Origin of the sequence: Mixta sp., from assembly GCF_024610815.1 — a bacterium.
Taxonomy (GTDB): Bacteria; Pseudomonadota; Gammaproteobacteria; order Enterobacterales; family Enterobacteriaceae; genus Mixta; species Mixta calida.
In genome coordinates this window covers 1-12284 of the sequence record NZ_JANION010000125.1, presented here as the reverse complement: position 1 = coordinate 12284, position 12284 = coordinate 1, and the positions used below count along the sequence as shown (strand labels likewise).

11 protein-coding genes are annotated in these 12284 nt (G+C 58.0%); 9 read left to right on the top strand and 2 right to left on the bottom strand.

All coding sequences use genetic code 11. From position 1 onward, the window contains the following. The 3 genes from MYY08_RS08930 to flgL all read left to right on the top strand — a co-directional run. On the top strand, positions 1-280 hold a 280-nt coding region (locus tag MYY08_RS08930; RefSeq protein ID WP_288013940.1), incomplete at its 5' end, for a glucosaminidase domain-containing protein. A gap of 125 nt (positions 281-405) precedes the next feature. Then, positions 406-2043: a flagellar hook-associated protein FlgK gene (gene flgK, locus MYY08_RS08925; RefSeq protein WP_084970494.1), complete on the top strand. Its 1638-nt coding sequence runs from the start codon at positions 406-408 to the stop codon at positions 2041-2043. A gap of 25 nt (positions 2044-2068) precedes the next feature. Further along, positions 2069-3034, top strand: a complete 966-nt coding sequence (gene flgL / locus MYY08_RS08920) for a flagellar hook-associated protein FlgL (RefSeq protein ID WP_084970495.1) — start codon at positions 2069-2071, stop codon at positions 3032-3034. 219 nt (positions 3035-3253) lie between these two features. Here the strand turns inward: flgL and rne are convergent, their stop codons facing one another. Continuing rightward, positions 3254-6601 carry a ribonuclease E gene (gene rne, locus MYY08_RS08915; RefSeq protein ID WP_038626798.1) on the bottom strand — a complete coding sequence of 1116 codons (3348 nt, stop codon included), beginning with the start codon at positions 6599-6601 and terminating at the stop codon, positions 3254-3256. Between the two features lie 572 nt (positions 6602-7173). Between rne and rluC the strand changes: the two genes are divergently transcribed. Next, a complete protein-coding gene (gene rluC, locus MYY08_RS08910; protein ID WP_038626796.1) occupies positions 7174-8127 on the top strand; it encodes a 23S rRNA pseudouridine(955/2504/2580) synthase RluC in 954 nt (317 codons plus the stop codon). An 84-nt stretch (positions 8128-8211) separates the two neighbouring features. Here rluC and MYY08_RS08905 read toward each other — a convergent pair whose 3' ends face one another. Then, on the bottom strand, positions 8212-8796 hold the full coding sequence (locus MYY08_RS08905) for a Maf family protein (protein ID WP_038626793.1): 585 nt from the start codon (positions 8794-8796) through the stop codon (positions 8212-8214). Between the two features lie 142 nt (positions 8797-8938). Between MYY08_RS08905 and yceD the strand changes: the two genes are divergently transcribed. The 5 genes from yceD to fabD all read left to right on the top strand — a co-directional run. Next, complete coding sequence (yceD, locus tag MYY08_RS08900) at positions 8939-9460, top strand: 23S rRNA accumulation protein YceD (RefSeq protein WP_038626792.1); 522 nt, start codon at positions 8939-8941, stop codon at positions 9458-9460. A 14-nt stretch (positions 9461-9474) separates the two neighbouring features. Next, positions 9475-9645: a 50S ribosomal protein L32 gene (gene rpmF / locus MYY08_RS08895; protein ID WP_038626789.1), complete on the top strand. Its 171-nt coding sequence runs from the start codon at positions 9475-9477 to the stop codon at positions 9643-9645. A 26-nt stretch (positions 9646-9671) separates the two neighbouring features. Then, on the top strand, positions 9672-10706 hold the full coding sequence (gene plsX / locus MYY08_RS08890) for a phosphate acyltransferase PlsX (protein WP_084970496.1): 1035 nt from the start codon (positions 9672-9674) through the stop codon (positions 10704-10706). 6 nt (positions 10707-10712) lie between these two features. Beyond that, positions 10713-11666: a beta-ketoacyl-ACP synthase III gene (locus tag MYY08_RS08885; RefSeq protein ID WP_038626784.1), complete on the top strand. Its 954-nt coding sequence runs from the start codon at positions 10713-10715 to the stop codon at positions 11664-11666. Between the two features lie 15 nt (positions 11667-11681). Further along, positions 11682-12284 (top strand): ACP S-malonyltransferase (gene fabD, locus MYY08_RS08880; protein ID WP_288013939.1); only part of this gene is annotated, 603 nt, incomplete at its 3' end.

The following is a 12284-nucleotide window of genomic DNA, read 5'->3' as shown; positions in this document are numbered from 1 at the left end:
TGAGAACGGCGTGGCGAAAAAGGTGAAGGCGGCATTCCGCGTCTATGACTCCTATCTTGATGCGTTAACCGACTACGCCAACCTGCTGAGCAACAATTCGCGTTACGCCAAAGTGACCACGGCGAAAACGGCGGAAGAGGGCGCGCATGCGTTGCAGGAAGCGGGCTACGCCACCGATCCGAAGTACGCCAAAAAGCTGGTGGGCATGATCCAGCAGTTTAAAAATCTGGGCGAAAAGGTCGCCAAAGCCTACGGCAATGATATCGGCGATCTGTTCTGATTTTTCACTCAAGTTTCACTTAAGCACGCCGATAACCACAACAGGCCAGAGAGTGTCCAGCACGCTCGCGGCACCCGATTCGTTTACTGCCGCCCGGTGCGTTACCGGGGCAAAAAGGAACCGACATGTCCAGCTTAATTAACTCCGCAATGAGCGGACTGAGCGCCGCGCAGGCTGCGCTGAGCACGACCAGCAATAACATCAGCAATTACAGGGTAGACGGCTATTCGCGCCAGACGGCGGATCTGTCATCGCTGCCCAGCACCCTGAGCGGCAGCAGCTATTACGGCAACGGCGTCACCGTTAGCGGCGTTCATCGCGAATATGACGAGTTCATTACCGGTCAGCTGCGCAGCGCTTCTGCGCAGAACAGTGGCATTACTTCGCAATATAACCAGATTTCGAATATCGACGACCTGATGTCTTCGTCGTCTAACAGCCTGTCGACCACGCTTTCTGATTTCTTCACCACGTTGCAGAACGTCGTGAGCAACGCGGACGATCCTTCCGCGCGTCAGACGCTGATGGGCAAAGCGTCCGGTCTGGTTAACCAGTTTAAAGTGACCGACCAGTATCTGCGCAACATGGACAGCAGCATCAACACCAACGTGGCGTCGTCCATCCAGCAGATCAACAGCTACTCCAGCCAGATCGCCAATCTGAACGGTCAGATCGGCAAGCTCCAGGCGGCGGGCGCCGGCGCCGATCCCAACAGCCTGATGGATCAGCGCGATGCGTTGGTGAACAAGCTGAACGACCTGGTGGGCGTCAATGTCTCCAAACAGGACGGCAGCTATATCGTTTCGATGTCGAACGGTCTGGCGCTGGTGAACGGTTCGGACACCAAAGAGCTGGTGGCGATGCCTTCCAGCAGCGATCCGACCCGCACCACCGTCGGCTACGTGGATAAAACCGCAGGCAATGTCGAAATCCCGGAAAACCTGGTCAGTACCGGTTCGCTGGGCGGCCTGCTGAAGTTCCGCAACGAAGACCTCGACTCGGCGCGCAACAAGCTGAACCAGCTGGCGCTCAACTTCGCCGACAGCTTCAACACCCAGCATAAAGCGGGCTTTGACAGCAAAGGCAACGCCGGTACCGACTTCTTCTCCATCGGCGGCCCGTCGGTGGTAAGCAACAGCAAAAACGGCTCCTCCGTGACCCTGACCGCCAGCTGGAGCGACACCAGCAAGGCGCAGGCGACCGACTACAAGGTGTCGTGGGACGGCAGCAACTGGAACGTCAAACGCCTGTCGGACAACACTAACGTCAGCGCGACGCTGGACGCGAACGGCAAACTCAATTTCGACGGCCTGCAGCTGACGCCGTCAGGCACGCCGTCCGCCAATGATAGCTTTGTGGTCAAGCCGGTCAGCAACGCCATCGTCAATATGGACGTGGCGATCAGCAACGAGTCGCAGATTGCCGCGGCGTCGGCGACGGGCGGCGAAAGCGATAACCGCAACGCGCAAAAACTGCTCGATTTGCAGAGCAAAAACCTGGTGAACGGCAACGCGACGCTGTCGCAGGCCTACGCCAGCCTGGTGAGCGATATCGGCAACAAAACCAATACGCTGAAAACCACCAGCGAGACGCAGACCAACGTGGTGACGCAGCTGACTAACCGCCAGCAATCGGTGTCGGGCGTCAACCTTGATGAAGAGTACGCCAACCTGCAACGCTACCAGCAGTACTACATGGCGAATGCGCAGGTATTGCAAACGGCGTCAGCGATTTTCGATGCGTTGATCAACATCCGTGGCTAATTGAATTAATGAAGGAATAACCACAATGCGACTCAGTACCAACATGATGTTTGACCAGCAGATGCGCGGCGTATCTAACGCGCAGTCAAGTTGGCTGAAGGCGGGGGAGCAGCTCTCCACCGGCAAACGGGTTGTCAACCCGTCTGACGATCCGCTGGCGGCTGCGCAGGCGGTCGTGCTGTCTCAGGCGCAGGCGGAGAACAGCCAGTACAAGCTGGCGCGCAACTTCGCCAGCCAGAGCGTTTCGCTGGAAGAAAGTACGCTGCAAAACGTCACTCTGGCCGTGCAGAGCGCACAGTCGGCGGTTATTTCTGCAGGCAACGGCGCGCTTTCTGACGACGACCGCGCCTCTTACGCTACGCAGCTTGAGGGGATTCGCTCGCAGCTGCTGAACCTGGCGAACAGCACCGACGGCAACGGCCGCTATATTTTCGCCGGTTACAAGAGCGACAGCGCGCCCTTTACTGAAGATGCCAACGGTAGCATCGTCTATAACGGCGGCACCGACGCCATTACGCAGAAGGTCGATGCCAGCCGTACCATGACCACCAGCCATACCGGCGCGCAGGTATTTATGTCGTTGACCAGCAACGCGGTGAAAGAGCCGAATAACGGCGTCAGCGAAAGCAATATTTTTAACACGCTGGATACCGCCATTAATGCGCTGAAGCAGCCGATTCAGAATGCGGACGACGCCACCAAAGCGGTCTCTAAAGATGCGCTGGATAAAGCGACGCGCGGCCTGAGCAACTCGCTGAACAACATTCTGGCGGTACGCTCCGAGTTGGGCACGCAGCTGGATGAGCTGGATAAACTGGACAGCCTCGGCGCCGATCGCAGCACGCTACAGGCGACCCGTATGAGCGGACTGGTGGATGTCGACTACACCAAGGCGATCTCTACCTACACCATGCAGCAGCAGGCGTTGCAGGCGTCTTATAAAACCTTCAGCGATATGTCTCAGATGTCCCTGTTCCAGATGAATCGTTAACCGTTTCGTTTTTGAACGTGCTTAAACCGGGCGCGTTCAGTTTTCCCGTCACCGATGGCTTATCGTCGCTGACGGGTTTTTTTTACCCTGAAAACGGCGCAGGCGGTAAAACGGTAAAAAGCGAAAAATGACTTGAGGCAATACAGGGAGAAATTCGCCCGCTTCAGGCAATAAAAAACCCCGGCCGGAGCCGGGGTTGATAGCGAGCTACACGCTGTATCAGGGCTTGGTGGCCGGAGCCGTCGCCTGATGCGTGGCGCTGTGGCCGCCGGCTGCGCCTCTGCCTTCAAAGTTGAAGGGAGGACGCACCCAGTCGCTGTGACGCGGCGTTTCCGGCTGCCAGGCTGGCGCAGGTGCTTTAGTCATCGGCGCGCTGGCATGAAACTTACCGGCCATGACGGAAGGCTGGCTTGCCGTTGCGCTTTCAACGACAGACGGCGTGGCAACCGCGACAGGCGCTTCATCGCGCGCCGGCACCGGCGCATGCGGCTCGGTCACCGGCAGCGTTTCTTCCGCATCGATAGCGGGCGCGTTCAGCACCTGCTCGACCTGCGCGGCGGTTTCTTCGCTGACGTCGGCGGCGCTGTTTTCAGCAATGGCGCTGGGCTGCTGTTCATCCTGCGCAGCGACTGGCGCGATTTCCGCAGGCGCAACCTCTTCCTGAGCGGCGACGCTGACTTCCTCAACCGGTTTCGCCTGCGCGGCGACATATTCAGCGCGCGCTTCAGCGGCGGCCGGGATTACGGAAGGTTCTTCGTTCACCGGCACATCAATGGCGGAGGTATCGTGCGTATCAACCGGCGCGATCGGCGCGGCGATCTGCTCAGGCTCGGCGTACTGTACCGTTTGCTCCGGCTGCTGCTGTTCAGCAACGGCTTCGCTGGCGGCGGCAGGCAGCGCTACGGCGGCGGCGGTCTCTTCGCGGCTGTAGTCCGGCGTCTCATTTACGACGTCGGTCGCTTCCGTGTTTTCGTTACTGGTCTGCGCGACCGGGTAGCGAATCCAGACCTTGCCTGAAGCCATTTCCGGCGATGCGGCGCCAGAAGCGATCGGCATCGGAGACTGCGTCGGGTAACGCTCGTCACGGTAACGACGACGACGCTGGCCGCTCACGCGCAGGTGACGCGGAGAACGGCGTGAACGACGCGGCATATTGCCGTTATCACGGTTTTCCTGTTCTTCCTGCTCATCAGCGTGCGTCTGCGGCTCTGTCGGCTGCGGCTCAACCGGTTCAACGTTGGACGGCTTCGCTTCTTCGGCCATCCGCTCGGCGGCTCTCGCGGCGCTTTCTACACGGACTTTCTGCGACAGCTGACGCGGCTTACGACGCGGCATGACCTGCACACGTTCTTCCACTGCGCTTTCATCTTCGCTTTCAACCGGGACGGCGGCCTGCTGTTCTTCCTGTTGCGCGGCGGCTTTGGCGGCTTCCTGCTGCTGACGACGCTCTTCCTGACGGCGACGCTGGCGCTCGGCGCGCTGTTCGCGGCGCTGTTGCTGCTGCTCTTCGCGCTGGGCGCGCGCTTCGTCGCTCAGAACGTTCTGGCGGTCATCACGCACTTCGGCGTTCGGCTGCTGACGTTTGTTGTTGCGACGCGGCTCTTCACGCGTTTCGCGGTTTTCGCGCGTATCACGGCCTTCACGCGCTGGCTGCTGCGCGGTCTCTCCATTGCGATCGCGGTTGCGACGGTTATTGTTATTGCCGTTGCGACGATTGTTATTGTTGCGGCGCTCGCGCGGCTGCGTTGACGCTTCGCTGCTCTGCTGTTCCTCTTCCTGCGGCTTTTCAGCGACGGCGGTCGGAGCAGGGGCGTCGGCGGCGAACAGTTTTTTCAGGCCGCCAAACAGACGGCCGATGAAGCCGGTTTGCGCAGCGGGTTCGGCGGCAGGCGCTTTCGCAGCGGCCGGGGCTGGCGCTGTTTTCTCGCTAACCAGGGCTTCCTGCGGCGCAGGCGGCGCATCCGGCATGACAAACGCGGCCAGCGCGGGCTGCTCAGGACGACGGCGTTCAGCATGCTCATCTTCAGACGGCAGCGCCATTTCCGCTTCGTGCAGTTTCGGCAGATGGTAGCTGAGGGTCTGCGTTTCTTCGCCGCTGCGGACGCGCAGCACGGAGTAGTGCGGCGTTTCCATCTGATCGTTCGGCACGATAATCGCTTTTACGCCGCCCTGACGTTTTTCAATAGCGCTGACAGCGTCACGTTTTTCGTTAAGCAGGTAAGAGGCGATCGGCACCGGCACGATGGCGTGCACTTCTTTGGTGTTCTCTTTCAGCGCTTCTTCTTCAATCAGACGCAGAATGGAGAGCGACAGGGATTCGTTATCGCGGATGGTGCCGGTGCCGCTACAGCGCGGACAGACATGATGGCTTGATTCGCCCAGCGACGGGCTGAGGCGCTGACGCGACATCTCCAGCAGGCCGAAACGCGAAATATGGCTAATTTGAATGCGCGCGCGATCCTGACGCACCGCTTCGCGCAGACGGTTTTCCACCGCGCGCTGATGGCGCACCGGCGTCATATCGATAAAGTCGATAACGATCAGGCCGCCCAGGTCGCGCAGGCGCAGCTGGCGGGCGATCTCATCGGCCGCTTCGAGGTTAGTGTTGAACGCGGTCTCTTCGATATCGCCGCCGCGCGTGGCGCGCGCCGAGTTGATATCGATGGCGGTTAACGCCTCGGTGCTGTCGATCACAATCGAGCCGCCGGAGGGCAGGCGCACTTCACGCTGGAAAGCGGATTCGATTTGCGATTCGATCTGATAGTGGCTGAACAGCGGGATCTCACCGGTGTAGAGCTTGATTTTGCTGCTGAAATCGGGACGGCCGAGCGCGGCGATATGCTGGCGCGCCAGCTCCAGCACTTTCGGGTTGTCGATCAGGATTTCGCCGATGTCAGGACGCAGATAGTCGCGGAAGGCACGCACGATGACGTTGCTTTCCTGATGGATCAGGAACGGCGCGGGGCGATTTTCCGCCGCTTTTTTGATCGCTTCCCAGTGTTTCAGGCGGAAGCTCAGATCCCACTGCAACGCTTCGGCGGATTTGCCGACGCCTGCGGTGCGTACGATCAATCCCATGCCGTCCGGCAGTTCCAGAGACGAGAGCGCCTCTTTCAGCTCGGTGCGATCGTCGCCTTCGATACGGCGAGAGATACCGCCCGCGCGCGGGTTGTTCGGCATCAGCACCAGATAGCTGCCCGCCAGGCTGATAAAGGTAGTCAGCGCAGCGCCTTTATTGCCGCGTTCTTCTTTATCAATCTGAACAATGACTTCCTGGCCTTCGCGCAACACATCTTTAATGTTGGGGCGACCATGGGCGTTGTAGCTGGCGGGGAAATACTCGCGGGAAATTTCTTTAAGCGGTAGGAAACCGTGTCGTTCAGCGCCGTAATCAACAAAAGCCGCTTCCAGACTGGGCTCAATGCGGGTGATTTTTCCTTTATAGATGTTGGCCTTTTTCTGTTCGTGTCCAGGGCTTTCGATATCCAGGTCGTACAGACGTTGTCCATCCACAAGGGCAACACGCAACTCCTCCTGTTGAGTTGCGTTTATTAACATTCTTTTCATCGTAACGTACTCGTTATTCTTACGTGAGTGACTAAGCTGCGGGCTAAGTAACACTGGACGAAGAATAACCGACGGCCCCGTGTCTTATCGCGTCAGCGTCAACCTCACGGTTGTCGGTCGCTCAAGGGGCGCAAAAATCTCGGCAGCCTGTTTTTATAAGGAAAAACAGCGCTCGGATGAGGGAACCGCCACTGAATTTACCAGAGAGAGTCAATCCCGTCTTATCGTCCAGGCTGCAACCCGCAGCCCGCTAAATGCCTGATTTCACAATACGTCTTACGCCATTGCTGCGTGTATGTGCTATCCGGCAAAATTTCTTAATTCGCTATTTATGGTTTTCTGACGGTATACAGCCAGAAGACCGAGCCATTATTCCATTGCTAACCTTGTTATAGCAAGGTGACTTTTCATTACTGATAAACTTTCTTGCTGCATTACGCATTCATTTTGCAGGCTTTTTCACCACGTCCATCAGAAAGCAGGGAACAGGCCGCAAAATTGGCGGTACGCTGTCAGTTAAGCACAGAAAAAGAAGTGGCGCTATTATCCGCCACTCATTAGAATCGCCGACCATGAATATGAACACGCCATCAGTACGAATCGTCGCTATCTCCGAAGAAGAAGCGGGGCAGCGCATCGATAATTTTCTCCGCACGCAGCTTAAAGGCGTGCCGAAAAGCATGATTTATCGCATTTTGCGTAAAGGCGAAGTGCGGGTGAACAAAAAACGCATCAAACCTGAGTATAAGCTGGAGGCGGGTGATGAAGTCCGCATCCCGCCGGTGCGCGTGGCGGAGCGCGAAGAGGCGGCGATTTCGCCGAAGCTCGATCGCGTCGCCAGTCTCGCCAATGCCATCCTTTATGAGGATGACTATATCCTGGTGTTGAATAAGCCGTCAGGCACCGCCGTGCACGGCGGCAGCGGATTGAGCTTCGGCGTGATCGAAGGGCTGCGTGCGCTGCGTCCTGAAGCGCGCTTCCTTGAACTGGTGCATCGTCTCGACCGCGACACCTCCGGCATTCTGCTGGTGGCGAAGAAGCGTTCCGCGCTGCGCTCGCTGCATGAACAGCTGCGTGAAAAAGGAATGCAAAAGGATTACCTGGCGCTGGTGCGCGGGCAGTGGCCTTCCCATGTGAAAGTGGTGCAGGCGCCGCTGCTGAAAAATATTTTGCAGAGCGGCGAGCGCGTGGTGCGCGTCAGCAGCGAGGGCAAACCCTCCGAGACGCGTTTTAAGGTGGAGGAGCGCTACGCCCAGGCGACGCTGGTGAAAGCCAGCCCGGTAACCGGCCGCACCCATCAGATCCGCGTGCATACGCTGCATGCGGGCCATCCTATCGCTTTTGACGATCGCTACGGCGAGCGGGAGTTTGATAAGCTGCTCGCGCCGACCGGGCTGCGTCGCCTGTTCCTGCATGCGGCAGCGCTCTCCTTTACCCATCCGCACAGCGGCGATCGCATGCGCATGGAAGCGCCGCTGGATGATGAGCTGAAACAGTGCCTGGCGGCGCTGCGCAAGCAGCAGTAAGGGGTTAGCGCCCCGCGAGCGGGGCGCTTCGTCAGGCTTATTCTGCGGCGGGCAGGGCATAACGCGTTGTCCACCGCTTTTTCATTACGCCGTCAAAGGATCGACGCCTACCTCGCGCAGCATTTCGCATAGCGCTATCAACGGCAATCCCACCAGCGTATTCGGATCGCGTCCCTCCAGCCGCTCAAAAAGCGTAATGCCCAACCCTTCGCTTTTAAAACTGCCGGCGCACTGTAACGGCTGCTCGCGACAAACATAGGCGTTAATTTCCGCATCGCTTAATGGGCGAAAGTGAACATGGAAAGGTTCTACCCGCGATAACGTGCGATTTTTCGCAGCGGAATAGAGCGCCAGCCCGGTATAAAAGGTGATCGTTTTACCGCTGGCGGCGCGCAATTGGGCGCGCGCATTTTCTTCCGTGTGAGGTTTGCCGGTTATTTTTCCCGCCAGCACGCAGACCTGATCGGAACCGATAATCCAGCCGTCAGGATAGCGCGCGCCCAGCGCCTGCGCTTTAGCCCGCGCCAGCCTTTCCACCAGCTGCGGCGCCGTTTCGCCCGCCAGCGGCGTTTCATCCACCTCCGGCGCAGCGGTAATAAAAGGAAGGCCGAGTTTATTCAGCAGGGCCTGACGAAAAGGGGAGGTTGAAGCTAAAATAAGCTGAGACATAAATTTTCAGTTAAAATATAGCGAATCGGATGCAGACATTTTAAACTGTGCACCGCACTGGATGCGAATATCAGGTGAAAGATGCTGTTAAACGGCCTTTTTCTTTGACTCTCTGTCGTTACAAAGATAATATGCGCGCCCTATGCAAAAGGTAAAATTACCCCTGACACTCGATCCGGTTCGCGCCGCTCAAAAACGCCTTGATTATGAGGGTGTGTACGCACCTGAACAGGTAGAGCGCGTAGCCGATTCCGTTGTCAGTGTGGACAGTGATGTGCAATGCGTTATGTCGTTTGCCGTTGATAACCAGCGTTTAGCCGTATTGAAAGGCACGGCTGACGTTAGCGTCACGCTGAGCTGCCAGCGCTGCAACAAGCCCTTTGCACATCAGGTTCACGTAACGTATTGCTTCAGTCCTGTTGCAGATGATGCGCAGGCAGAGGCGTTGCCGGAAGCCTACGAGCCGATCGATGTCAACGATTTCGGTGAGATCGATCTGCTGGCGATGGTCGAGGATGAAATTATTCTCGCCCTGCCTGTAGTTCCGGTGCATGATTCTGAACACTGTGAAGTGTCCGACGCGGACATGGTCTTTGGCAAACTGCCTGAAGAGGCGGAGAAACCAAACCCATTCGCCGTATTAGCCAGTTTAAAGCGTAAGTAATAGGAGTAAGGTCCATGGCCGTACAACAGAATAAACCAACCCGTTCCAAGCGTGGCATGCGTCGTTCTCACGATGCGCTGACCACTTCCACTCTGTCCGTAGATAAAGTTTCTGGCGAAACGCATCTGCGTCACCACATCACTGCGGATGGCTACTACCGCGGTCGCAAGGTCATCGTTAAGTAATTCTTGCGGCAACGCAAGGCGATACTTTGACACGTTTGACCCTGGCCATTGATGCTATGGGCGGGGATTTCGGTCCCTGCGTGACAGTGCCTGCAGCTTTGCAGGCACTGGCCTCACATTCGCAACTACAGCTTCTTCTGATCGGCGATCCCGCCGCTATCACGCCATTACTTGCTAAAGCTGATTCCGCTGTAAAGGGGCGTCTGCAGGTTATTCCTGCCGAATCGGTTATCGCCAGTGATGCCAAACCTTCTCAGGCTATTCGCCAAAGTCGCGGTAGCTCAATGCGCATCGCGCTGGAGATGGTGAAAGAAGGCAAAGCGCAGGCCTGCGTCAGCGCCGGCAATACCGGCGCGCTGATGGGGCTGGCGAAGCTTTTATTAAAACCGCTGGACGGCATTGAACGCCCGGCGTTAATGACTGTGCTGCCGCATCAGCAGCACGGCAATACCGTGGTGCTGGATTTAGGCGCCAATGTAGAATCTGACAGCGCCATGCTGGTGCAGTTTGCCATTATGGGCGCGGTGATGGCAGAAGAGGTGCTCGCCATCGAGCGGCCGCGCGTGGCGTTGCTGAATATCGGCCAGGAAGAAACCAAAGGGCTGAGTTCGATTCGTGAGGCTGCGGAACAGCTCAGGACGGCGCCGCAAATTAATTATATCGGCTACCTTGAAGGCAACGATCTGCTGACCGGTAAGACCGATGTGCTGGTTTGCGACGGTTTCGTGGGCAATGTCACGCTGAAAACCCTGGAAGGCGTGGTAAGGATGTTTCTTTCGCTGTTGAAATCATCCGGCGAAGGAAAGAAAGGGGCGTGGTGGATGAAACTGCTGGGACGCTGGATTAAGAAACGTCTGGCGAAGCGGTTCGGCCATCTCAATCCCGACCAGTACAATGGCGCCTGTCTGTTAGGATTGCGCGGCACGGTGATCAAGAGTCACGGTGCGGCGAATCAACGCGCGTTTGCCGCAGCGATTGAACAGGCAGAGCAGGCGGTGCGGCGGCAAGTCCCGGAGCGGATTGCTGCGCGCCTAAAGGCTGTATTAGCCAGGAGTGATTGAGCGGACATGTATACCAAAATTATCGGTACGGGCAGCTATCTGCCCGCTCAGGTGCGGACTAACGCCGATCTGGAAAAAATGGTCGAAACCTCGGACGAGTGGATTGTCACCCGTACCGGCATCCGCGAGCGACGTATCGCCGCACCGGATGAGACCGTAGCGACAATGGGTTTTCAGGCCGCTGAGCGCGCGCTGGAAATGGCGGGCGTGGACAAAAATGACATCGGGCTGATTATTGTCGCCACGACGTCAGGCAGCCATGCTTTCCCCAGCTCAGCCTGTATGATCCAGAATATGCTGGAAATCAAAGACTGCGCCGCATTCGATCTGGCGGCCGCCTGCGCGGGCTTTACCTATGGCCTGAGCGTCGCCGATCAGTACATCAAAAACGGCGCGGTGAAGCATGCGCTGGTGATCGGCGCCGACGTGCTGGCGCGCACGCTCGATCCGAGCGATCGCGGTACGATTATTCTTTTTGGCGATGGCGCCGGCGCCGTCGTGCTTTCCGCCAGCGAACAGCCTGGCATTATCTCTACCCATCTGCACGCGGATGGCCGCTATGGCCAGCTGCTGACGCTGCCTTACCAGAATCGTGCGACCCAGGATCAGCCCGCTTATCTCACCATGTCCGGCAACGAAGTGTTTAAGGTGGCGGTAACGGAACTCGCGCACATCGTTGACGAAACGCTGGAAGCCAACAACCTCGATCGCTCGCAGATCGACTGGCTGGTGCCGCATCAGGCTAACCTGCGCATTATCAGCGCAACGGCGAAAAAGCTCGGCATGGGCATGGAGAAGGTGGTGGTGACGCTCGATCGCCACGGCAACACTTCTGCGGCTTCCGTGCCGGCGGCGCTGGATGAAGCGGTGCGCGATGGACGCATTAAGCCGGGCCAGTTGGTTCTGCTGGAGGCCTTTGGCGGCGGTTTCACCTGGGGCTCGGCGCTGGTTCGTTTTTAACCGAAGGAACAAAAGATGACGCAATTTGCAATGGTTTTTCCGGGACAGGGTTCCCAAACCGTTGGGATGCTGGCCGAGCTGGCTGCGGAAAACCCGATTATTGAAGCGACCTTTAAAGAGGCTTCCGATGCGCTGGGTTACGACCTGTGGCAGCTGACGCAGCAGGGTCCGGCGGAAGAGTTGAATAAAACCTGGCAGACGCAACCCGCGCTGCTGGCCGCTTCGGTCGCTATTTATCGCTTGTGGCAGCAGAAGGGCGGCCAGATGCCGACCATGATGGCTGGCCATAGCCTGGGCGAATACTCCGCGCTGGTATGCGCAGGCGTCATTGACTTCGCCGATGCGATCAAGCTGGTTGAACTGCGCGGCAAACTGATGCAGGAAGCGGTACCGGCGGGCACCGGCGCTATGCAAGCGATTATCGGCCTTGACGACGCGGCCATTCAGCAGGCGTGCGAAGAAGCGGCGCAGGGGCAGGTTGTCTCGCCGGTGAACTTCAACTCGCCGGGCCAGGTGGTTATCGCCGGTCATAAAGAGGCGGTGGAGCGCGCAGGCGCAGCCTGTAAAGCGGCGGGCGCGAAGCGTGCGCTGCCGTTGCCGGTCAGCGTGCCCTCACAC

Bases quoted from the DNA above. Each gene is read 5' to 3' on its own strand.
- flgK (WP_084970494.1), top strand. From the start codon at position 406: ATGTCCAGCTTAATTAACTCCGCAATGAGCGGACTGAGCGCCGCGCAG.
- flgL (WP_084970495.1), top strand. From the start codon at position 2,069: ATGCGACTCAGTACCAACATGATGTTTGACCAGCAGATGCGCGGCGTA.
- rne (WP_038626798.1), bottom strand. From the start codon at position 6,601: ATGAAAAGAATGTTAATAAACGCAACTCAACAGGAGGAGTTGCGTGTT.
- rluC (WP_038626796.1), top strand. From the start codon at position 7,174: ATGAATATGAACACGCCATCAGTACGAATCGTCGCTATCTCCGAAGAA.
- MYY08_RS08905 (WP_038626793.1), bottom strand. From the start codon at position 8,796: ATGTCTCAGCTTATTTTAGCTTCAACCTCCCCTTTTCGTCAGGCCCTG.
- yceD (WP_038626792.1), top strand. From the start codon at position 8,939: ATGCAAAAGGTAAAATTACCCCTGACACTCGATCCGGTTCGCGCCGCT.
- rpmF (WP_038626789.1), top strand. From the start codon at position 9,475: ATGGCCGTACAACAGAATAAACCAACCCGTTCCAAGCGTGGCATGCGT.
- MYY08_RS08885 (WP_038626784.1), top strand. From the start codon at position 10,713: ATGTATACCAAAATTATCGGTACGGGCAGCTATCTGCCCGCTCAGGTG.